General features: G+C 71.2%; 20 protein-coding genes. 7 read left to right on the forward strand and 13 right to left on the reverse strand.

Annotated features, from left to right (window positions below):
* Positions 1–10 precede the first annotated feature (10 nt).
* Positions 11–2089, forward strand: coding sequence for a SpoIIE family protein phosphatase (locus ACTMTJ_RS37140; protein WP_441223393.1), 2079 nt, complete (start codon positions 11–13; stop codon positions 2087–2089).
* A 54-nt stretch (positions 2090–2143) separates the two neighbouring features.
* Here ACTMTJ_RS37140 and ACTMTJ_RS37145 read toward each other — a convergent pair whose 3' ends face one another.
* Together ACTMTJ_RS37145 and ACTMTJ_RS37150 are read right to left on the reverse strand one after the other, a co-directional pair.
* A complete protein-coding gene (locus ACTMTJ_RS37145; protein WP_441223394.1) occupies positions 2144–2587 on the reverse strand; it encodes a YciI family protein in 444 nt (147 codons plus the stop codon).
* Positions 2588–2660: 73 nt separating this feature from the next.
* Complete coding sequence (locus ACTMTJ_RS37150; protein WP_441223395.1) at positions 2661–3941, reverse strand: FAD-binding oxidoreductase; 1281 nt, start codon at positions 3939–3941, stop codon at positions 2661–2663.
* Positions 3942–4007: 66 nt separating this feature from the next.
* On the opposite strand from ACTMTJ_RS37150, the gene ACTMTJ_RS37155 reads away from it, so the two are divergent.
* Positions 4008–6095 carry a S9 family peptidase gene (locus ACTMTJ_RS37155; RefSeq protein ID WP_441223396.1) on the forward strand — a complete coding sequence of 696 codons (2088 nt, stop codon included), beginning with the start codon at positions 4008–4010 and terminating at the stop codon, positions 6093–6095.
* Between the two features lie 59 nt (positions 6096–6154).
* Here the strand turns inward: ACTMTJ_RS37155 and ACTMTJ_RS37160 are convergent, their stop codons facing one another.
* Together ACTMTJ_RS37160 and ACTMTJ_RS37165 are read right to left on the reverse strand one after the other, a co-directional pair.
* On the reverse strand, positions 6155–6964 hold the full coding sequence (locus ACTMTJ_RS37160) for an Ldh family oxidoreductase (RefSeq protein ID WP_441223397.1): 810 nt from the start codon (positions 6962–6964) through the stop codon (positions 6155–6157).
* A 101-nt stretch (positions 6965–7065) separates the two neighbouring features.
* The gene (locus ACTMTJ_RS37165; protein WP_441223398.1) at positions 7066–8007 is read right to left on the reverse strand and encodes a threonine ammonia-lyase; all 942 of its coding nucleotides are present in this window, start codon (positions 8005–8007) and stop codon (positions 7066–7068) included.
* A 65-nt stretch (positions 8008–8072) separates the two neighbouring features.
* On the opposite strand from ACTMTJ_RS37165, the gene ACTMTJ_RS37170 reads away from it, so the two are divergent.
* Together ACTMTJ_RS37170 and ACTMTJ_RS37175 are read left to right on the forward strand one after the other, a co-directional pair.
* Positions 8073–8612: a DUF4352 domain-containing protein gene (locus ACTMTJ_RS37170; protein WP_441223399.1), complete on the forward strand. Its 540-nt coding sequence runs from the start codon at positions 8073–8075 to the stop codon at positions 8610–8612.
* Between the two features lie 61 nt (positions 8613–8673).
* A complete protein-coding gene (locus tag ACTMTJ_RS37175) occupies positions 8674–9033 on the forward strand; it encodes an STAS domain-containing protein (RefSeq protein ID WP_441223400.1) in 360 nt (119 codons plus the stop codon).
* 10 nt (positions 9034–9043) lie between these two features.
* Here the strand turns inward: ACTMTJ_RS37175 and ACTMTJ_RS37180 are convergent, their stop codons facing one another.
* Genes ACTMTJ_RS37180 through ACTMTJ_RS37190 form a run of 3 tightly spaced genes read right to left on the reverse strand, consistent with a single transcriptional unit; the run spans position 9044 to position 13095 of the window.
* Positions 9044–10732, reverse strand: a complete 1689-nt coding sequence (locus tag ACTMTJ_RS37180) for a glycerol-3-phosphate dehydrogenase/oxidase (protein ID WP_441223401.1) — start codon at positions 10730–10732, stop codon at positions 9044–9046.
* Positions 10729–12243 carry a glycerol kinase GlpK gene (gene glpK / locus ACTMTJ_RS37185; protein ID WP_441223402.1) on the reverse strand — a complete coding sequence of 505 codons (1515 nt, stop codon included), beginning with the start codon at positions 12241–12243 and terminating at the stop codon, positions 10729–10731. The genes ACTMTJ_RS37180 and glpK (ACTMTJ_RS37185) overlap by 4 nt, the downstream gene beginning before the upstream one ends.
* Before the next feature lie 12 nt (positions 12244–12255).
* Positions 12256–13095: an MIP/aquaporin family protein gene (locus tag ACTMTJ_RS37190; RefSeq protein WP_441223403.1), complete on the reverse strand. Its 840-nt coding sequence runs from the start codon at positions 13093–13095 to the stop codon at positions 12256–12258.
* Between the two features lie 126 nt (positions 13096–13221).
* On the opposite strand from ACTMTJ_RS37190, the gene ACTMTJ_RS37195 reads away from it, so the two are divergent.
* From ACTMTJ_RS37195 to ACTMTJ_RS37205, 3 genes are all read left to right on the forward strand, one after another.
* The gene (locus ACTMTJ_RS37195) at positions 13222–14082 is read left to right on the forward strand and encodes an IclR family transcriptional regulator (protein WP_441223404.1); all 861 of its coding nucleotides are present in this window, start codon (positions 13222–13224) and stop codon (positions 14080–14082) included.
* Positions 14079–15569 (forward strand): glycerol kinase GlpK, encoded by a 1491-nt coding sequence (gene glpK, locus ACTMTJ_RS37200; RefSeq protein WP_441223405.1) that lies wholly within the window; start codon positions 14079–14081, stop codon positions 15567–15569. Before ACTMTJ_RS37195 ends, glpK (ACTMTJ_RS37200) begins: the two co-directional genes overlap by 4 nt.
* Positions 15570–15793: 224 nt before the next feature.
* Complete coding sequence (locus ACTMTJ_RS37205) at positions 15794–16222, forward strand: GNAT family N-acetyltransferase (protein WP_441223406.1); 429 nt, start codon at positions 15794–15796, stop codon at positions 16220–16222.
* On the opposite strand, the gene ACTMTJ_RS37210 is transcribed toward ACTMTJ_RS37205, so the two are convergent.
* The 6 genes from ACTMTJ_RS37210 to ACTMTJ_RS37235 are packed head-to-tail and all read right to left on the reverse strand — an operon-like array spanning position 16206 to position 22052.
* Positions 16206–16676, reverse strand: a complete 471-nt coding sequence (locus ACTMTJ_RS37210) for a hypothetical protein (protein ID WP_441223407.1) — start codon at positions 16674–16676, stop codon at positions 16206–16208. The two genes, ACTMTJ_RS37205 and ACTMTJ_RS37210, sit on opposite strands and share 17 nt — an antisense overlap.
* Positions 16677–16689: 13 nt before the next feature.
* A complete protein-coding gene (locus ACTMTJ_RS37215; RefSeq protein WP_441223408.1) occupies positions 16690–17880 on the reverse strand; it encodes an ABC transporter permease in 1191 nt (396 codons plus the stop codon).
* Positions 17877–18572: an ABC transporter ATP-binding protein gene (locus ACTMTJ_RS37220; protein WP_441223409.1), complete on the reverse strand. Its 696-nt coding sequence runs from the start codon at positions 18570–18572 to the stop codon at positions 17877–17879. The genes ACTMTJ_RS37215 and ACTMTJ_RS37220 overlap by 4 nt, the downstream gene beginning before the upstream one ends.
* The gene (locus ACTMTJ_RS37225; RefSeq protein ID WP_441223410.1) at positions 18569–19795 is read right to left on the reverse strand and encodes an efflux RND transporter periplasmic adaptor subunit; all 1227 of its coding nucleotides are present in this window, start codon (positions 19793–19795) and stop codon (positions 18569–18571) included. Before ACTMTJ_RS37225 ends, ACTMTJ_RS37220 begins: the two co-directional genes overlap by 4 nt.
* Before the next feature lie 41 nt (positions 19796–19836).
* A complete protein-coding gene (locus ACTMTJ_RS37230) occupies positions 19837–21333 on the reverse strand; it encodes a sensor histidine kinase (protein ID WP_441223411.1) in 1497 nt (498 codons plus the stop codon).
* Positions 21334–21335: 2 nt separating this feature from the next.
* Positions 21336–22052: a response regulator transcription factor gene (locus ACTMTJ_RS37235; protein ID WP_441223412.1), complete on the reverse strand. Its 717-nt coding sequence runs from the start codon at positions 22050–22052 to the stop codon at positions 21336–21338.
* Positions 22053–22087: the final 35 nt, after the last annotated feature.

Here is a 22087-nt window from a genome sequence, read left to right on the forward strand (position 1 = left end):
CTTAGCCACGATGGCGGACCGACGCCGCTTGGATGAACCCGGTCGGTCGGTAGAGGATGCAAGCGTGTCAGCGGAGGTCAGCGGGTCTTACCCGGCGGCGGAACACGTCCGGCGCGTCAGGCTGCCCGCCGACCGGCGAACGCCGGCCGCGGCGCGTGCGGTCGTGCGGTCGGTACTCGCCGAGGCAGACCTCGATGAGCTGCTCAACGAGGCGTTGCTGCTGACCACCGAGCTCTCCACCAACGCGGTGGTGCATGCCGGCACGGAGCTGGACATCGAGGTCATCGCGGGTCCTACCGGCCTGATGGTCACGGTCACGGACTACGAGGCCAGCCCGGCGGAGAGCCTGACAGCCGGCCCGCGCAACAACGAGATAGACATCTCGGACGTATCGGAACGCGGCCGCGGGCTGCTGCTGGTCGACCACTTCGCCAGCCGGTGGGGCACGACACACATGCCGACCGGCAAGGGCGTGTGGTTTCGGCTCGACCGCAAAGACGTGCCACCCGTGGGCTTGCTCCCGGAGGCACCCGCGCCGACCGCCGGTGCCATCACGGCGCTGCTCCAGATCGCGCCCGAGGCGCACGCCGAAGACGCGCTCGCCGACTTCGCCGCCCACCTGCTGTCTCGGGTGTCCGAGCTGGTGGGCGCCGCCGGCGGTGCGGTCCGCCTCGACCGGGGCGAGGGCGGCGGGGCGCAGCTGCTCGCCCGGTACGGCCGCCAGCCGCGCCCCGGCGCCCAGCTGCTGCGGGTGCCGCTCAACGTCAACCGGCCGTACTCCGGGGAGCTGGAGCTCGATGTCGCGCCCTCCGGGTACGCCGGGCCGCTCGCCGGGCTGGCCGCCGAGCGCCTCGCCCTGCACCTGGAAAACGACCGCCTGCGCCGGGCCGACATGCGCCGCCAGACCTGGCTGACGTTTCTCGCCGAGGCGAGCGAGCTGCTCGCCCAGTCGCTCGACGTCAACCTCACGCTCGCGCTCATCCCGCAGCTCGTCGTGCCCCGGCTCGGGCAGTGGTGCGCGGTGCACACCACCGACGAGTGGGGCCGCCTTCAGCTCGCCGCCGCCACCCACGCGGACGAGTCGGCCCTGCCGCAGGTACACGAGATGTTCCAGGAAAGCGGGCCGGAGTCGCCGATCGCGCGGCTGCGCGAGGCGTCCCGCAGCGGCTCGCAAGTGCCGCTCGGCCCGCCGCTGGAAGGTTTCGCCGTGCCGCTGGCCGCGCGGGGGCAGCGCCTCGGCACGCTCTCCGTCGGCCGGCACCAGCGGCACCGGCATGACGCCGAAGAGATCGCGATCCTCGAAGACGTCGCCCGCCGGGCCGCGCTCGCCGTCGACAACGCCCGCATCCACGGGGAACGCCGCAAGGTCGCGCACACCCTCCAGCAGTCGCTGCTGCCGCCGGTGCTGCCGGTGGTCAAGGGCATCGGCTTCGCCGCCGAGTACGTGCCGACCGGCGACGCGGCCGAGGTGGGCGGCGACTTCTACGACGTCGTACCGCTGCCGGACGAGCGGTGGCTCGTGGTCGTCGGCGACGTCTCCGGCAAGGGCGTGCAGGCGGCCGCCGTCACCGGGTTGGTACGCGACGTGATCCGGGTGCTCGTCCGCGACGGCAAGCCGCTGCCGGAGGCGCTCGGCCGGCTCAACGACACGCTCGTCGAGCGGGGCGGCGGGCGATACTGCACGCTCGCGCTCGCCGCGGTCGGCCGTGGCGACGGCGACCAGCTCGACGTCGCGCTGCACCTGGCCGGCCACGACCGGCCGGTGCTGGTGCGGGCCAACGGGCGCGCCTCGTTCGTCGGCACCGGTGGCACCGCGCTCGGCCTGCTCGACACGATCGCCACGCCGGTCGCCACCGTGCCGCTCAGCCCCGGGGACGCGCTCGTCTTCTACACCGACGGCGTCACCGAGCGGCGACGCGGGCGCGAGCTGTTCGGCCCGGAGCGGCTGCGCGACACGGTGGCGCCGCTGGCCGGCTACTCCGCCGACATCGTTGCCGCGCGCGTCCGCTCCGCCACGATGGGCTTTTCCGTGGAGGATCCCCGCGACGACATCGCCATCCTGGTCCTGCGCAACGATCCCGAGAGCTGACTTTCGACGGCGGCCCGACGCCTGCGCACCGGGCCGCCGCCACGCGTGTCGCCGTTACAGGCCGGGGATCTGCTCCCTGAGCCGGCGGTCCCGCTCGCGCTGCTCGTCGGTCACGTTGACGAGCTCGTCGGTCTCGCCGACCTGGCGTACCTCGATGACACCCTCGACGCCGGGCGGGACCGCGACCTCGATCGGGCAGCGGGAGGCCCACTCGATGGCTTCCTCCTTGGACCGCACCTGGATCAGGTAGAAGCCGGCGATCAGCTCCTTGGCCTCGGCGAACGGGCCGTCGACCACGGAGCGCTTGCCGTCCTTGTAGACCACCCGGGCGCCGGCCGAGCTCGGGTAGAGCCCCTCGGCGGCGAGCAGGACACCGGCCTTGGCCAGGTCTTCGTTGTACTTCAGCATCGCGCCGACGACCTCCTCCGGCGGCTGGGTGATCGCCTCGCCGTCTTCCGGCGCTGGCGGGTCGCCCTTGAGAAGCAGCATGAATCGCATCGTTCGACTCCCTCGTTCGTTCGTAGCACCTTGGCTTACCAACGCGTCGAACGAAGCGCACGCCAATCGACACTCAGACGCCGAAAAATTTGCCAGGGGCGAGACGGCCGGCCGGGTCGAAGCGGTCCTTGACCCGGCGCACGAGGTCTGGGCTGGCCATCGGCCCCCACATGTCGACGGTGTCGCGGATGTGGGGCGGCGCGGTGACCACGACGCACGAGCCGGCGCGGGCGAGCAGCACCCCGCGCACGGCCTCCAGCACGGCGGCGACCCGGTCGGGGTGGGCGTCGCCGGGCAGCGACGCGTGGATCACGCCGGTGCCAGCCGAGCCGCGCACGGGCACGGCCGCGCCCGCGGCGTCGCGGATCGCGTAGATGGCCGCGTGCAGGTCGGCCGCGGGCACGGTGACCCGCAGCGCGACGTCGTCGGGGCCAAACGGGTAGCGCCCCCACCAGGGCGGTGGCTCGGAGCGGATCGAGGAGTCGCCACCGAGCATGTCGGCGATCTTGGTGGACCGCTCGAGCACCTCACCTGGCTCGCCCTCCAGCAGCACCGCGAGCGTGCCGGGACCGCGTGGCGCGCGCTGGCGGGGCACCAGTATCGGCCGGCTGGCCGGGAGGTCGAGCTCGACGGCGGCGGTCTGCACCCGGCTCCGGAGCACGCCACGCACCAGGTCATACAACTCCAGGGGAGTCCAGACCGAGCGCCGCACCCAGGCCCGGGAGGCCGGCTCGGGCAGCACCTTGACGGTGGCCGCGACGATCACGCCGAGCGCCCCCGACGACCCGCACAGCAGCCGGCCGACGCCCCGGTCGGGCGCGCCCTCAGCGGCCCGACCGCCCGAGTGGGTCAGGATGCCGGTGGCGCTGACGTAGCTCACGCCGGCGAGCTGGTCGGCGACCGAGCCGTAGCGGTGGGCCAGCGGGCCGGCCTCGTCGGCGGCGATGACGCCGCCGATCGTGGCGCCGATCGACGGGCCGTCGAGCGCCAGCCGCCAGCCGCCCCGGGCGAGCGCCGACTGCGCGGCCCGCAGCGGTGTGCCGGCGCCGATCTCGGCGACGCCCTCGGTGGGCGCGTGGTGCCACACGCCGGCCAGCCGGCCGGTGTCGAGCAGCAGGTCGGCGCGGGTAGGCCGGGCACCCCAGTCGAGCTTGGTGGCGGCACCGCGGGCCACCACGGCCAGGTCGTGCTCGACGGCGAGACGCACGATGGCCGCGACGCCGTCGATCGTGGGTGGTGCGGCGACCCAGCTGGCGGGGGTGCCGCCGACGGTGTCGGCCGGACCGGCGAGGCGCGCGAAGCGCATGCCGCAGATGTCGACGAGGCTCCGGAAGAGGGCTCCCCGCGACGTCATCGAACAAGTGTACGAAGACCACCACGCTCACGCCAGCCCTCATGACGCCCGGTAACGTGGTCGGACGTGACGACCGAAACCGCCGCGACCCCACCGGTCGCCAAGCGCGTCCCCGCCGAACGCACCCACCACGGCGACACCGTCGTGGACGAGTACGCGTGGCTCGCCGCCAAGGACGACCCGGAAACGATCGCGTACCTCAAGGCGGAGAACGCCTTCACCGAGGCGGCGACGGCACACCTCAAGGGCCTGCGCGAGACGCTCTTCGAGGAGACCAAGCGGCGCACCAAGGAGACCGACCTTTCGGTGCCCACCCGCAAGGGCGACCACTGGTATTACACGCGCACGGTCGAGGGCCAGCAGTACGGCATCCACTGCCGGCGGGCGGTGCGCGACGGCGAGACCGAGCCACCATCCACTGAGGACGGCACCCCGCTCGACGGCGAAGAGGCGCTGCTCGACGGCAACGCGCTCGCCGAGGGGCACGACTTCTTCTCGCTCGGCACGTTCGACATCAGCTCCGACGGGCGGTGGCTGGCCTACTCCACCGACTTCGCCGGCGACGAGCGCTTCACCCTGCGGGTCAAGGACCTGAGCACCGGCGAGGTGCTGGCCGACGAGGTGCCCGGCACGTTCTACGGCAGCGCCTGGTCCGCGGACGGCTCCACGCTCTTCTACCTCACCGTCGACGAGGCCTGGCGGCCGTACCGGGTGTGGCGGCACGCGGTCGGCACCGCCGCCAGCGACGACGTGATCGTGTACGAAGAGGCCGACGAGCGCTTCTGGGTCGGCGTCGAGCTGACCCGCTCGGAGAAGTTCATCGTGATCGACGCGCACAGCAAGATCACGAGCGAGGTGCGGGTGATCCCGGCCGGCAACCCGACCGGCGAGCCGGCGATCGTCGCGCCGCGCCGCCAGGGCGTCGAGTACTCGGTGGAGCACCACGGCCACCGTTTCCTGATCCTGCACAACGACGGCGCCGAAGACTTCGAGCTCGCGTACACGTCGGCCGACGCGCCCGGCGACTGGGCCACGCTGATCCCGCACTCGCCGGGCACCCGGCTGGAGGGCGTCGACGCGTTCGCCAACCACCTCGTCGTCTCGCTCCGCAAAGACGGCCTGACCGGCCTGCGCGTGCTGCCGGTGGGGTCGACGGACACGTACGACATCGACTTCCCCGAGCCGATCTACAGCGTGGGCCTGGACGCCAACCCGGAGTACGGCACGTCCACCGTGCGGCTCAACTACGCCTCGTTCGTCACGCCCGAGTCGGTCTACGACTACGACCTCGTTACCCGCACCATGGTGCTGCGCAAGCAGAAGCCGGTGCTCGGCGAGTTCGACCCGGCGGCGTACGAGCAGCACCGCGACTGGGCACTGGCCGACGACGGCACCCGCGTGCCGATCTCGCTGGTCTGCCGCGCCGGCACGCCCAAGGACGGCACCGCGCCCGCCGTCATCTACGGGTACGGCTCGTACGAGGCGAGCATGGACCCCTGGTTTTCCATCCCCCGCCTGTCCCTGCTGGACCGTGGCGTGATCTTCGCGGTCGCACACATCCGCGGCGGCGGCGAGCTCGGCCGCCGGTGGTACGAAGAGGGCAAGCTACTCGCCAAGAAGAACACGTTCACCGACTTCGTGGCCTGCGCCCGCCACCTCGTCAAGGCGGGCTGGACCGCCACCGACCGGCTGGTCGCCCGCGGCGGCTCGGCGGGTGGCCTGCTGATGGGCGCGGTGGCCAATCTGGCGCCGGACGCGTTCGCCGGCGTGGTCGCGCAGGTCCCGTTCGTCGACGCGCTCAACTCCATCCTCGACCCGTCGCTGCCGCTGACCGTCACCGAGTGGGAGGAGTGGGGCAACCCGCTCGACGACCCCGAGGTGTACGCGTACATGAAGTCGTACACGCCGTACGAGAACGTGGCCGCGGTGGACTATCCCGCGATCCTGGCGGTGACGAGCCTCAACGACACCCGGGTGCTCTACCACGAGCCGGCCAAGTGGATCGCCCGCCTGCGCGCCACCGCACCGGCTGGCGAGTACCTGCTGAAGACCGAGATGGGTGCCGGTCACGGCGGCCCGAGCGGCCGGTACGACGCCTGGAAGGAAGAAGCCTTCGTGGCGGCGTGGATCCTGGACCGCCTGGGCGTCGCCTAATAACCCACCTCCAAGATGGGGCTAGCCATTCGTCGGCGACTGAGGCGGCGTCCCTAGCGTCACGGATGGCGGGCGGGGCCGCCCGGCAGGGCGGCCAGCTCCGACCAGAGGGCGTCGTCGACTGGGATGCCGTCGCGGATGTGGGTGGCGCGGGTCGCGGCCTCGGCCTCGCCGGGCACGGCCATCGGCACGGCTGTCGCGACCAGCAGCGCGCAGAGCCGCTCCGCGTGCTGCCGAAACTCGTCGACCGGCCGAAACGCCCCCACGTCGATCGCGACGATGACTGTCCCGCCGGGCTGGTCCGGTCCGGACGTCGCGGGCTGAAACGCGCCGGAGAGCAGGCCGCCGATCACCTCGACCATGAAGGCCAGACCAGCGTCCGCCGCCACCTCGGCGACCAGGGGTGGCCGGCCGCCCGCGCGTGGCGCCGCCCAGGTGAGCGGCCGCGCGTGGCGCAGGGCGAGGCCCACCGCGCCCTCGGTGGCGAGAGTCCGCACGTACGCGCCGAGCCGGCCCACGTCGCCGCAGTTGCCGATCGTGGCGCTGGCTACGCCGTACTGCCGGGCGAGCCGGCGCACGTGCTCGACCGCCGCGCGTAAAGCTAGCTCGCCGAAACCGCGCTGGCCGTCCACCACGGCGGCCGCGGCGCGCACGCCGCCCAAGCGGGGGACGGCTTTGGGGTCGAGTGTGCCGGCTCTGATCGATGCCAGGTAGGGCACGAGGCGGCGCACGCCGAACTCTTCGTGTCCGGCCAGGTCGGCCTCGACCAGGGCGGCGGCCACGATCTCGGCGCCCGCGCGCGTCGCGCCGGCCGCCAGCAGCACCTTTGTGGCGATCGCGACCAGGTCGTGGGCGTGGACCACCGTCATGCATCCCTCCGGGCAGCCGCGTTCCACCGGACGGAACACACACATCCATAGAGCTGTGTCACATTATGGGCGTCGGCGCGGAAGCCGTAAACCCGGACAGGTCACGATATGGCGGCTATCAACAGTTGTGGATCGACGTTGCCGCCGGAGACCACCGCGACCGTACGCCCCGCCGGAAGTTCGGCGGCGTGGAAGAGGCGGGCGGCCGCCGCCACGGCGCCGGTGGGCTCGACCACCAGGCGGGTTTCCCGGACGATCTGGGCCATCGCGGCGCGGATCTCGTCTTCGGTGACAGTGACGATGCGGTCCAGGCGCTCGCGCAGGTGGGCGAAGGTCAGCTCGGAGAGGTTGGTCCGCACGCCGTCCGCGATCGTGCGGTAGGTCAGCTCGGTCGGCCAGGTCACCAGCTCGCCCTTGGCCAGCGACTCCTGGGCGTCGGCGGCGAGCTCGGGCTCCACGCCGATCACCTTGGCGTGCGGCAGCAGCGCGGTGATGGCGGTCGACACGCCCGCGCCGAGGCCGCCGCCGCCGACCGTCACCAGCACCACGTCGACGTCCGGCATGTCCTCGGCGATCTCCAGCCCGATCGTGCCCTGGCCGGCGATGACGTCCCGGTGGTCGAACGGCGGGATCAGCGCCAGCCCGTCCTTCGCCGCGCGCTCCTGGGCGGCGTCGAGGCGCTCGGGCGGCGGCACCAGCACCACCTCGGCGCCGAACGCCCGTACCTGCTCGACCTTGACCGCCGGCGCGACGTCCGGGATCACGACGACGCAGGCCGCGCCGGCGCGGCGGGCGGCGTACGCGAGCGCCTGCCCGTGGTTCCCCGAGGAATGGGTGATCACGCCACGGGCCCGCTGCTCGGCGCTGAGCCGGGCCACCGCGTTGGTGGCGCCGCGGAGCTTGAACGAGCCGACCGGCTGGAGGCTCTCGGGCTTGAGCCACAGCTCGTCGTCCCAGCGGGCGGGCAGGAGCGGCGTGCGGACGGTCACGCCGGCGATGTTGCGGGCGGCGGCGCGGACGTCGTCCAGGGAGATCAGCTGCATGGGGTCAAGCGTGCCTTATCAGGAAGCCGACCCAAGAACATCGGACAAAAGCCTAGAATCACCCAATGGGAGAGCGTGGAGCACGTACCGCGGTGTTGCTCGGCGCCGCCATCGTGCTTCTCTCGCTGTGCGGCTGCGCGGGAGTGGTGGCCGCGACGGTGACCTGGGGCGACGACATGTACCGCCGGCTCACCCAAGACCGCGGCGACACGGTGGCGGTCGGTGAGGCCGGGCGGGACGGCGCGTTCGAGTTCACCGTCAACCGGATCGACTGCGGCGTCGCCCAGATCGGTGACTCGTTCGTCAACCAGACCGCGGTCGGGCAGTTCTGCCTCACCGAGCTGACCGTGCGCAACGCGGGCAACCGCCCCGCCACGTTCGCCGACGCGCTCCAGCGGGCGTACGGGCCGGACGGCGACCGCTACGCCGCGGACAGCGCGGCCGGGATCCTGGCCAATTCGGAGCAGCAGCTCTTCCAAAACCAGATCAACCCTGGTAACCGAGTGACTGGCGTGGTGGTATACGACATACCACGCGACAGTCACATCGCCGAGCTGGAACTGCACGAGTCCGAACACACGGCCGGCCTCCGGGTGAGGGCCTAGGCCCCTCTCCTGCGCGCGGAACGCAGGAGGAGTACCTTCGTCCCCGTACGGGAGGTAGCGAATGTCCTTGACGGTGAGTACGGTTCAACACGGTGACGTGGTCGTCGTGACGGTTGCTGGCGAGCTTGACATGGGCACGGCGCCACAGCTCCAGGACCAGATCACTGATCTGCTCGACAAGGGGCGGAGCCGGCTCGTGTTCGACCTTGCCGACCTCTCCTTCTGCGACTCGACCGGCCTGTCGGTCTTCGTCCGCGCCAAGAACAACTGCGACGAGGCCGGCGGCATCTTCCGCCTCGCCGCACCACAGCGCGGCGTGCTGCGGATCCTCGAGGTCAGCGGCCTGGTCGAGGTGCTGGAGACCTACCCGACGGTCGAGGAGGCGCGGACGGCGGGCGCCGCCGCACCCGCCGCCGACTGACCTTCCCGCATCAGGTGACCTTGAGGCGTTCGGCGTCCGCCGCCTCGTCGTCCTCCTGCTCCTGCGAGGCCCGTTCCGCGCGCACCCGTGCGTGGTAGTGCTCGACCTCCTGGTCGACCCGATCCGGAGACCACCCCAGCACGCCGGCCATCAGCTCCGCGGCGGGCCGCGCCGCCGCGTCTCCACGGTCAAAGACCTCGATCGAGATCCGGGTACGGCGGGTGAGCACGTCCTCCAGCCGCAGTGCCCCCTCGTGGCTGGCCGCGTACACGACCTCGGCGCGCAGGTAGTCGTCCGCGCCCTCCAGCGGCTCGCCGAGCTTGTGATCCATGTCGATCAGGTCGAAGACCTCGTCGGCCAGCGTGCCGTACCGGCTGAGCAGGTGCTCGACCCGCGCCACGTGCAGGCCGTGCTTGGTCGCGAGCGCGCGGCGCTGGTTCCACCGCGCGGCGAAGCCGTCGGCGCCGACGAGCGGGATCTTGTCGGTCACCGACCGCGGGGCTCCCCCACCCATCCCGTCGACCGCGGCGTCCACCGCATCCGCCGCCATCACCCGGTACGTGGTGAACTTGCCCCCGGCCACCACCACCAGACCAGGCGACGGGCTGCCCACCACGTGCTCGCGGGACAGCTTCGAGGTCAGCTCCGACTCACCGGCCAGCAGCGGGCGGAGTCCCGCGTACACGCCCTGCACGTCCTCCCGCGTGACCGGGGTGACCAGCACCCGGTTGACGTGTTCGAGCAGGTAGTCGATGTCCTTGCGGGTCGCCGCCGGGTGCGCCTTGTCCAGGTGCCAGTCGGTGTCGGTCGTCCCGATGATCCAGTGCCGGCCCCACGGGATCACGAAGAGCACGCTCTTCTCGGTTCGCAGGATGATCCCCGTGGAGGAGCGGATGCGGTCGCGTGGCACCACCAGGTGGATGCCCTTGGACGCCCGCACGTGAAACTGCCCCCGCTCGCCGACGAGCGCCTGCGTGTCGTCGGTCCAGACGCCGGTCGCGTTGATCACCTGGCGGGCGCGCACCTCGATCTCGCGCCCGTGCTCCTGGTCGACCACCTGGACGCCGGAGATCCGGTCTCCCTCCCGCAGGAAGCCGGTCACGCTGGCCCGGGAGGCGACGTGCGCGCCGTACCCGGCGGCGGTCCGCACCAGGAACTCCGTGAACCGCGCGTCGTCGACCTGCGCGTCGTAGTACCTGAGCGCCCCGACGAGCGAGTCCTTGCGCAGGCCGGGCGCCACCCGCAGCGCGCCCCGGCGGGTCAGGTGCCGGTGCCGGGGCAGGCCGCGCGCGTTGCCACTGGAGAAACCGAGCGTGTCGTAGAGCAGCACGCCGGCGCCCGCGTACACGCGCTCCCAAGCGTGGTGTTGGAGCGGATAGAGGAACGGGACCGGCCGCACCAGATGCGGGGCGAGGCGCTGAAGGAGCAGCCCACGCTCCCGCAGCGCCTCCCGCACCAGCGCGAAGTCGAGCATCTCCAGGTAGCGCAGGCCACCGTGGATCAGCTTGCTGGATCGGCTGGATGTGCCGCTGGCCCAGTCGCGAGCTTCGAGCAGGCCGACGGAGAGGCCGCGGGTGACGGCGTCCAGCGCGGCGCCCGCGCCGACCACACCGCCACCCACAACCACGACGTCCAGCTCGCGCCCGTCGCCCATGGCGTCAAGCGCCCGCGTCCGGGCCTGTGGCGAGAGCTGGCTCATACGTCCACCCAGTCCAGGGTCCGCTGTACCGCTTTCTTCCACTTGGCGTACCCCTCGTCGCGCTGCTCGTCCGACCAGGTCGGCGACCAGCGCTCGCTCTCGTTCCAGTTCTGGCGCAGCTCGTCGGTGTTCTTCCAGAAGCCGGTGGCGAGGCCCGCCGCGTAGGCGGCGCCGAGCGCGGTCGTCTCCGCCACCACCGGGCGGCTCACCGGCACGCCGAGGATGTCCGCCTGGAGCTGCATGCACAGCTTGTTGGCGGTGACGCCACCGTCCACTTTGAGCACGTCGAGGTGAACGCCGGAGTCCTGCTCCATCGCCACCGCGACGTCCCGGCTCTGGTAGCAGATCGCCTCGAGCGTGGCGCGGGCCAGGTGGGCGTTGGTGTTGTACCGGGAGAGACCGACGATCGCGCCACGCGCGTCGGAACGCCAGTACGGTGCGAACAGGCCGGAGAAGGCGGGTACGAAGTAGACGCCCCCGTTGTCCTCCACCTGCGCGGCGAGCGACTCGCTCTGCGCCGCGCCGCTGATGATGCCCAGCTGGTCGCGCAGCCACTGCACGGCGGAGCCGGTCACCGCGATCGAGCCCTCCAGCGCGTACACGGCCGGCGCGTCGCCGAGCTTGTAGCACACGGTGGTGAGCAGGCCGGACTTCGAGCGCACGAGCGACGTACCCGTGTTGAGGAGCATGAAGTTGCCCGTGCCGTAGGTGTTCTTCGCCTCGCCCTCGGCGAAGCAGACCTGGCCGACCGTCGCCGCCTGCTGGTCACCGAGGTCCGCGGTGAGCGCCACCTCGCCGCCGAGCGGGCCGTTGGCGAGCGTCACGCCGTACCGGTTGGGATCGGACGAGGGGCGGATCTCCGGGAGCATCGCCCGCGGGATGTTGAAGAACGAGAGCAGTTCGTCGTCCCAGTCGAGCGTCTCGAGGTTCATCAGCATGGTCCGGCTGGCGTTGGTGACGTCGGTGATGTGCACGCCGCCGTCGACCCCGCCGGTGAGGTTCCAGAGCAGCCAGGTGTCGGTGTTACCGAAGATCGCCTCGCCGCTCTCCGCCGCCGCGCGCACCCCGTCGACGTTCTCCAGGATCCACTGGATCTTGCCGCCGGAGAAGTAGGTGGCCGGTGGCAGGCCGGCCTTCTGCCGGATCACGTCACCCCGCCCGTCGCGGTCGAGTGCCGCGGCGATCTGGTCGGTGCGCGTGTCCTGCCAGACGATCGCGTTGTAGTAGGGCCGGCCGGTGCGCCTGTTCCACACCACGGAGGTCTCGCGCTGGTTGGTGATGCCGAGGGCGGCCAGGTCGGTGGCACTGAGCCCGCGCTGGTTCATCGCGGTGCGGACGACCGCCGTGGTGCGCTCCCAGATCTCCAGCGGGTTGTGCTCGACCCAGCCGGCCTTCGGCAGGATCTGCTCGTGCTCCAGCTGGTGGATGCCCTTCACGTTGCCGCCGTGGTCGAAGATCATGAATCTCGTACTTGTCGTGCCCTGGTCCACCGCACCGACGAAGTCAGCCATTCTCGTTCTCCTTTACTGTCCGGCCCGCACGGTCTCCGCACCGGATGGCGACGGGATCTCGCCTGGCTCCGGCGGCCCCTCCTTGGGCAGGAAGCGACCGATGAGCAGCTGGTACAGGCCCGCACCGCCGAGCCCACCGAGGAGCGGCCCGACGATCGGCACCCAGAAGTAGAAGTCGTTGTTCTGATCGCGGAAGGCTGTGCCGTACCCCGTGATGAAGGATGCCAGCCGCGGCCCGAAGTCACGGGCGGGGTTGATCGCGTACCCGGCGTTGGTTCCCCAAGCCATGCCGATGCCGACGACGAGCAGGCCGATGACGACCGGGGCGAGGTTGGCGGCGGGTGTGTTCTGGCGGAGGTCGGTGAGAGCGAGGATCACGAAGAGCAGGATCGCGGTACCGATGATCTGGTCGCGGAAGCCGCCCCACATGTCGACCGGGAGGGCACCGTTACCGGGGAGCGTGGAGAAGACGCCTTGCGACTTGATCGTGTGGCCGGGATCGAAGGCACCGAGGACCTCGGTGTAGTTCCACCGCACGATCAGCGCGGCGACGAACGCACCGAGGGTCTGAGCGCCCATGTAGGGCAGGACCTTGCGCCACTCGAAGCCCTTGAAGACCGCGAGGGCGAGGGTCACCGCCGGGTTGAGGTGTGCGCCGCTGATCCGGGCCGCCACGTAGACGCCGAGTGTGACGCCGAGGCCCCACGCCCACGCGATGCTGTCGTGGTCACCGATGCCGCCCGCGACGACCTGCGCTACCACCCCCACCCCGAAGAGGATGAGGATCATCGTGCCCGCGAACTCCGCTGCCAGCTCGCCAAGGAGTCCCGGGAGTCTCATGCGCTGTGCCATGTTTCCTCCTCGTACCCGGGATGTTACGAAGCGCCACGGTAGGTACGTACGAGCTTTGGGTCAACGAACCCTGGTCGGCATTGTCGAACACTGTTGCTACAGGCAGAACGGGGTTAGCATGCGGCCGTGCCCGGACAGGTGCAGTCCATCGCTCGCGCCGCCGCCATCCTCCGGTTGCTCGCCGGGGGCTCGGGGCGGCTCGGGTTGCTCGAAATCGCCCGCGCCCTGGACCTGCCGAAGGGCACCGCGCACGGGATCGTCCGCACTCTCCAGGACGTCGGCTTCGTCGAACAGGACAAAACGTCCGGGAAGTACCAGCTCGGGGCGGCCCTGCTGCACCTCGGCACCAGCTACCTCGACGTCAACGAGCTGCGCTCCCGCTCGATCAACTGGGCCGACCCGCTGGCCGCCCGCAGTGGCGAGGCCGTGCGGATCGGCACGCTGCTGGACAGCAAGGTGCTGGTCGTGCACCACGTCTTCCGGCCCGACGACACCCTCCAGACGCTCGACGTGGGCGCGCTCCTCCCGCCGCACGCCACCGCGCTGGGCAAGGTGCTGCTCGCGTACCAGGCCGGAGGGCTGGCGACGTCCGATCCGAGGAGCGAAGCGACGAGGACGGACGGAGCCGGCACCCCCGGCCGGCGCGAGCGGAGCGAGCGCCAACCAGCCCAGTCGCGCGGCGGCGGGTACGGCGACCTGGCGCCCTACACCCGGCGCACCCTCGCCACTCCGCGCACCCTCGCGCGGGCGCTGACGGCGATCCGGGAGGCGGGCTGGGGGTCGGAAATCGAGGAGATGACCGTCGGCGAGGCCGGCATCGCCGCGCCCATCAGGGGTTACGGCGGGCTGGTGGTCGGCGCCATCGGCATCTCCGGACCCGTCGAGCGGGTCTGCGACGCGCACGGCCAGCCCCGGGTCGCCCTCGTGACACAGGTACGCGAGGCAGCCCGTGCCGTATCCCGTGACCTTGGAGGTCGGGGCGTATGAACGGTAGCTACGTCGTCTCCATCGATCAGGGCACCACATCCACCCGGTGCATCGTGTTCGACCACCGTGGCCAGCTCGTCTCCGTCGACCAGCGCGAGCACGCCCAGCACTTCCCCCGCCCTGGCTGGGTCGAGCACGACGCCATGGAGATCTGGCGCAACGTGGAGAAGGTCGTCCCCCGCGCTCTCTCCCGCGCCGGCATCGACGCCAGCCAGATCGCCGCGATCGGCATCGCCAACCAACGCGAGACCACCGTCGTGTGGGATCGCCGCACGGGGCTACCGGTGGCGCACGCGATCAACTGGCAGGACACCCGCACCGACGCGCTGGTCGAGGAGCTGGCCCGCGCGCCCGGGGCCGAGGAGGTGCAGCGGCGGTGCGGGCTGCCGCTGAACACGTACTTCTCCGCGCCCAAGCTGCGCTGGCTGCTCGACCACACGCCTGGGCTGCGCACCCGGGCCGAGCGCGGCGACGTGCTCTTCGGGACGATCGAGAGCTGGCTGATCTGGAAGCTGACCGGCGAACACCTGACCGACGTCACCAACGCCAGCCGCACCATGCTCATGGACCTCTCCACACTGTCGTGGCATCCCGACTCGCTCGACTTCTTCGGCATCCCTGTGTCCATGCTTCCGGAGATCCGTTCGTCGGCGGGCATCTTCGGCACCGTGCGCACCGTCTTGCCCGGCGTACGCCTCGCCGCCGCCCTCGGTGACCAGCAGGCCGCGCTGTTCGGGCAGACGTGCTTCACGGCCGGCGAGGCCAAGTGCACGTACGGCACCGGCAGCTTCCTGCTGCTCAACACCGGCGCCGGCCCGGTGCGCTCGCAGCACGGGCTGCTCACCACGGTCGGCTACCGCATCGAGGGGCAGCCGGCGGTGTACGCCCTGGAGGGCTCGATCGCCATCACCGGGTCGCTGGTGCAGTGGTTTCGCGACGGGCTGGGCATCATCACGTCCGCGCCGGAGATCGAGACGCTCGCCCGCACGGTCGAGGACAACGGCGGGTGCTACATCGTGCCCGCGTTCTCCGGCCTCTTCGCGCCGCACTGGCGGAGCGAGGCGCGCGGCGTGATCGTGGGCCTGACGTCGTACATCACGAAAGGACATCTCGCGCGAGCCGTGCTGGAGGCCACCGGCTGGCAGACCCGCGAGGTGGTCGACGCGATGAACGCCGACTCGGGCCTGCTGCTGCGGTCACTGAAGGTCGACGGCGGGATGACCTCCGACAACCTGCTCATGCAGTTTCTCGCCGACGTGCTGGACGTGCCCGTGGTACGCCCGATGGTCGCCGAGACGGTGTCGCTAGGCGCGGCCTACGCGGCCGGGCTGGCGGTCGGCTACTGGCCCGACCTGGAAGGGCTGCGCCGAAACTGGCACCGCGCGGCGCAGTGGCTGCCCAATGTGGACCCGGCGTGGCGCAAGACCGAGTACGACAACTGGCAGCGCGCCGTCGAACGCACCTTCGGCTGGATCCAACCCCACTAGTTGTCGACAACCCCCCCGGTCCGCGTCACTGCGGACCCCATGCTCCCGCGGCGCAAGCCCACCTCGCTCCGCGCCCGCAAGAGGGCTGCCCTCTTGGGCGTGAATTCTGAGGAGGGCTCCCGTATACCCGGCCAGACGGGTGAAGGGCTGCCCTCTTGACGCCGCGAGCCGCCTCCCGTGCACGGGCCCAGTCTTGAACGCCGCCTGCGGGATAGCGTACCCGCGTGGATCTTCGGGAGGTGGAGCTGCGGGATCGGGTGGCGGACGAGCGGCTGCCGCAGCTGATGGCGCTCTTCGCGGCCGGCTGGTGGACAGCCGACCGCGCGCCCGAGGACGTGGCCGCGATGCTCGCCGCGTCCGATCTGGTCTTCGCGCTCGTCCACCGGCCGGACGACCGCATGGTCGGTTTCGCGCGCGTGCTCACCGACGGGGTGTACCTCGCGCTGGTGCTCGACGTGCTCGTGGCGCCCGACATGCGGGGCTCGGGCGTCGGGGCGATGCTGATGGACGCCGTCGTGCGGCACCCGCGGCTGGCGGCGGTCGGCAGCGTGGAGCTGGTCTGCCAGCCGGAGCTCTTTCCCTTCTATCGGCGGTGGGGCTTTACCGAACAGGTGGGCCGCTCGACGCTGATGCGCCTCACTCGGTCTTCGTGACCGAGGTCGCGGCGACGGTGCCCTCGCTGTCGGCGCCGCCCTCCACGCTGACCTTGTCGCCGGACTTGAGGTCCTTGAGCTTGCCCGGCACCCGCACGGACGTCTCGCCGTCGGTGCGGATGGTGACCACCTCTCCGGACTCGGTCTCCACGTACACGGTGGTGCCGTCGACCAGCTTGACCGTGCCGGTCGTGGCTTGCTCGCGTTGGGTGGTGCCGCCCGGCGGGCCTCCACCGGTGTAACCCCCGGGGAAAGCGAAGCCGCCCTGCCCGCGCTGCCCACCGACGCCCGGTGTGGCCGCGGTCGGTGTGTCGCCGTACGCCTTCTGCACCTCGATGCCGGCCACGAAGCCGCTGACCAGCAGCAGTGCCAGGCCGAGGGCGATGGTCCACCTATTCCACCAGCGGCGGCTCGCGGCGGCGGCCAGCTCGGCGTCCAATGTAGATGCGGTCACGCGGTCTCCCGGGTCACTCGTAGCGGAGGGCGTCGATGGGACGCAGGCCGGCCGCGCGGTTGGCGGGGACGCTGCCGAAGAAAAGGCCGATCGCCACCGAGACGCACAGCGCGAGAGCGATCGAGCTGGGCACGATCACCGGCTCGACGCCGACGATCGTGAAGTTGCTGCCGATGAGCGCGGCGGCCACGCCCAATCCGCCGCCTAGGAGGCTGAGCATCGTCGCCTCGGCCAGGAACTGGGTCAGGATCACCCGCCGGGGTGCGCCGAGCGCCTTGCGGATGCCGATCTCGCGGGTCCGCTCGGTCACCGTGACCAGCATGATGTTGGTGATGCCGATGCCGCCGACCAGGAGGCTGATGGCGGCCACCGCGCCGAGCAGCGTGGTGAACGTGTCGGCGGTCTCGGTCTGCGTCTCCAGCAGCTGCGAGGCGTTTTGGATGCGATAGGGCTGCGTCGTCGACGAGGCGGACGTCTCGATCCGAGTCGAAAGGATCAGCGAGACCTCCGACTGCGCGTCGGCCACCTTCTCCGAGGAGGCGGCCTCGACGATGATCGAGTTGAACGGGCCGTATCCGGTGAGCGCCTGCTGCACCGCGGTGAGCGGGGCGATCGCCACGTCGTTGGCGTCGTTGAAGCCGGAGGCGCTGCTCTTTTCGTCGAGCACACCCAGCACCGTGAAGAGCGCCCCGCTCACGGTGATCTCCTCGCCGACCGGGTCGACACCGGGGAAGAGCTCCTCGGCGACGGTCTGCCCGATCACCACGACGCGACGACCCTGCGCCAGGTCGTCGGCTGTGAAGGCGGCTCCGGTGCCGACCGGTGAGTTGGACGCGCCGAAGTAGCTCGGATAGCTCCCGACGAACTGCTGCACCGAGTGGTCGGTGCCCTGGTAGGTGAGCGTCACCTGGGTGCTGGTGACCGGCGATACCGACGTGACGTCGGGCGCGAGCACCGGGTCGTCGAGCGCGTCAGCCACTTCTGCCGTGAGCACACCGCTGCCGCCGATGCCCTGCACGGTCAGCGTCTTTGTGCCCAGCGCCTCGATCCGCTCGGCGACCTGCCGGGCCGAGCCGTTGCCGACAGCGACGAGCAGGATCACGGCGGCCACGCCGATCAGGATGCCGAGCATGGTGAGGCCGGAGCGCAGCTTATTGGCACCGATGCCGCGCGCCGCGAAGCGCAGCACTTCGAAGACGCTCATGTCAGCACCGGCTCCTGCTTGACGTCGGAGGAGATCTGGCCGTCGAAGAGCCGGATCAGGCGGCTGGCCCGGGCGGCCACGTCTGCCTCGTGGGTGATGAGCAGGATGGTGCGGCCGGCGGCGTGCAGGTCGTCGAGGATGTCGAGGATGTCCTCTGTGGAGCGGCTGTCGAGATTGCCCGTGGGCTCGTCGGCGAGCAGCAGCGCGGGCTCGGTCACGAGTGCGCGGGCCACCGCCACACGCTGCTGCTGGCCGCCGGACAGCTGGTTGGGCTCGTGGTCCGCCCGGTCCGCGAGCCCAACCATGTCCAGCGCGACCCGCGCCCGGCGCCGGCGCTCCGCCGCCTTGACCCCCGCGTAGGCAAGTGGAAGCTCCACATTGGCCAGTGCGCTCGTGCGAGGAATCAGGTTGAAAGACTGGAAGACGAAGCCGATCCGCCTGTTTCGCACGAGGGCGAGCTGGCGGTCGTTGAGCCGGCTCACGTCGACGCCATCCAGCAGATACCGCCCCGCGGAAGGGATGTCGAGACATCCCAGGATATTCATCAACGTGGACTTGCCGGAGCCGGACGAACCCATGATGGCCACATACTCACCGCGCTCGACGGTCAGCGAGACTCCGCGCAGCGCGTGCACCACGGCCGCGCCTTCGCCGTAGACCTTCGTGACGCCGCGGACGTCGAGGACGCTCACCGGCCGCCTCCCGGCCGCACGCCGCCACCCTGGAGCCCGCCGCCGGGGAAGCCGCCGCCGGGGAGCCCGCCACCGCCGGGGAATCCGCCCTGGTTGGTGGATGTGGTGGGCATGTTGATGACCACCTGGTCGCCGACCGCGAGGCCCGACGTGATCTCGGTGGCGCTGTCGCCCTCTAGGCCGATCTCCACCGGGCGGACCACGCGCTGGCCACCCTCCAGCACGGTCACCGTATGGCGGGTGCCGACGCTGGTCAGGGCGGCCGAGTTGACGTAGACGACGTCGTCGACCTGCCCGACGGTCACCGACACCTCGACGCTCTGCCCGGCCCGCACGCCCTCGGGCAGCTTGTCGAGCGTGAAGGTCACGCCGTAGGTCACGACGTTGTTTTGCGATGTGGCATTGGGGTCGATTGCGGCGAGCTTGGCGGTGGCCTCGGAGCCGGGCAACGCATTCCACGTGACGGTGCCGGTCTGCCCGCCTTTGAGCTTCGTGGCGTCGGCCTCGGCGACGGAGGCGGAGACCTCCAGCCGGGTCAGGTCGGCGATCTCGACGAAGCCGGACGACGACGAATCCGACCCGGAGCTGCCGCCGCCGCTCGTGCCGGTCGATCCGGTGCTCCCACCGCTGCTGCCGTCGCTCGATCCGCTGCCGCTCGATCCGCTGCCGCCGCCGGATGCCGAGCTGCCCACCGTGCCGTTGACGGCGGTCACCGTGCCGGCCATCGGCGCCTTGAGCGTCGTGCCCGCGACGCCATCCTCCGCCTCCGCGACGTCGAGCTCCGCCTGCTCGACCTCGGCCTCCGCCTCGGAGGTGTCGCTGTCTGCCTCCTCGGCGCGGTCGAGCGCGGCCTGCGCGGCGTCGAGATTGGCCTCGGCGGCGTCGAGCTGCCGCTGCGCTGCCGTGTCGTCCACGATGGCCAGCACCTGGCCTTTGCTCACCTTGTCGCCGACCTGGACGCGGATCTCGGTGACCGTGCCCGAGGTGCCGAACGAGGCACTCGCCGTCGAAGCGCTCCGCACGGTGCCGGACGCGGAGACGGTGGCGGTGACCGTGCCCCGTGCCACCGGGACCGTCCGGCTCCCGCCGGCGCCCGACTCGGCGGCCTCGGCCCTGGCAAACGACGTATACGCCCACGTCGCGGCGCCGGCCACGGCCAGCGCGAGCACAACGTTGACTAGCAGGGCCGGCGACAGGCCCAGCCTCGGGAGAGAGCGGCGCATGCGCGACAGCTTGGAGGAGGCGGCTCGGAGCAGGCCCCGGGCTAGCTCAAAGCTGACTGGGAACCCGTCGGCAGCAGCACCCGGAACGCGGAACCCTCGCCCGGCCCGGACTCCAGCTCGACCCGGCCACCGTGGCTGCTCACGATCGCGGCCACGATCGACAGCCCCAGCCCAGAGCCGCCATTGCGCCGCGCGCGGCTCGGATCCGCCCGGTAGAGCCGCTCGAAGATGCGCCCGGCGTGCTCGGCGGGCACGCCCGGCCCGTTGTCGGCGACCTCCAGGACGGCGACCGGCACCCGCCTGGGCAGGTCGTCTCCCACCGCGGCGACCGTGGCGCCGTGCGACCGGTATGCACCCAGCCGCCCCACCCGCACGGTGATGTCGGCCTGCTGCGGCGTGTGCTGGAGCGCGTTGGCGACGAGGTTGGTGGCGACCTGGCGGAGCCGGTGCTCGTCGCCGAACACGGTCACCGGCTCGAAGCCACACCGGTCGCCCCCGAAGCTGGCGAGCCGCACCGGCCGGTCGGGCCGCCGGGCGTGCGCGTCGCGGATCGTGTCGGCGGCGATGGCGAGCAGGTCGACGGGGCGCCGCTGCGGCTCGCGCTGGCGGTCGAGCTTGGCGAGCAACAGCAGGTCTTCGACCAGCAGGCCCATCCGCGCCGCCTCCGCCTCGATCCGCGACATCGTCTCGTCGAGCATCGGGCCGGCCGGTGCGCCACCGCGCCGGTACAGCTCGGCGAAGCCCCGGATCGACGTAAGCGGCGTGCGGAGCTCGTGTGACGCGTCCGCGACGAACTGCCGGATCCGCTGCTCGGACGCCGTGCGCGCGGCGACCTCCGACTCGATCCGGTCGAGCATCGAATTGAGCGCGATGCCCAGCCGCCCCGGCTCGGTGTGCGGGTCTGCGTCGTCGACGCGGCGGGTCAGGTCGCCCGCCGTGATCTCGGTCGACGTGCGCTCCATGCTGGTCAGCGGGCGCAGGCCGATGCGGACCACCAACGCGGCGACGAGCCCGAGGAGCAGGAGCACGATGAACATCACGACCAGGTCGATGACCAGCAGCAGGTCAGCGGTGGCGTCGACCTGCCGCAGCGAGACGGCCGGGACCGCGATGCCACCGTCGGCGTGCTCGATCACCACCACGCGCCAGTAGTCTTCACCGTCGGCCGACTCCACCGTGAACGGCTTGCCGCCGAGCCGCTCGGACAGCTCTTCATACGATCCGACGCGTGGTGGCGAGATTTCGTCGGCCGTGGTCTCGGGCATGGGCATCTGGTTGCCCTGTGCGTCGAAGACGACCATCGTGCGGAACGTGTCGAACGGCCCCCGGGTGAAGCCGTCATTGGGGCGGGGCTTGAGCTGCCTGGGCTCTTCGGCGATGCGGCGCATCCCCATGAGCTGGTTGTCGACTTGGTCGGTCAGGTATTGCTTCAGCAGCAGGATGCCGGCCGCGTTGGACGCGACCAGGGCGACCGCGGTGAGCGCGGCCACCACGACGACGAGGCGGGACCGGAGCGTCCAGTGCCGCCACCTCGGCATCCTCATTCGTCCGGGGCCCGGGGCAGGCGCAGCGCGTAGCCGACACCGCGCACCGTGTGGATGAGCGGCGGCTCCCAGCAGTCGATCTTTTTGCGCAGGTAGTACACATACGACTCGACGATCCGGCCGTCGCCGCCGAAGTCGTAGCTCCACACGCGATCGAGGATCTGCGCCTTGCTCACCACCCGACCGGCGTTGACCAGCAGATAGCGAAGCAGGTTGAACTCGGTCGGCGACAGGTCGACGAGCCGCCCGGCGCGGCGCACCTCGTGCGCGTCTTCGTCAAGCTCGAGATCGGCGTAACGCAGGACCCCGCCGTCGCCGTCGCCATTGGGCTCGATGCGGCTGCGGCGCAGGATCGCCCGGATGCGGAGCACGACCTCTTCGAGACTGAACGGCTTGGTGACATAGTCGTCGGCGCCGACCGTCAGCCCGGAGATGCGATCCTCGACCGCGTCGCGCGCGGTCAGAAACAACACGGGCACGCCCGGTCCCGAGCCGGCCCGCAGGCGCTGGGCGACCTGAAACCCGTCGAGGTCGGGCAGCATCACGTCGAGCACCACCAGGTCTGGCTCGAACTCGACCGCCGTGGCCAACGCCTCGTGCCCGCCGCCGGCCACCCGCACGTCGAAGTCGATGAGGCGCAGCGTCGCGGAGAGCAGCGCACAGATATTGGGCTCGTCGTCGACGACGAGCACTCGGGTCAAGCGGCCAGCCACGTCACCCTTCTACGGGAACTGCCTCAGAGTTCGCT

Source organism: Phytohabitans sp. LJ34, assembly GCF_052068095.1.
GTDB lineage: Bacteria > Actinomycetota > Actinomycetes > Mycobacteriales > Micromonosporaceae > Phytohabitans.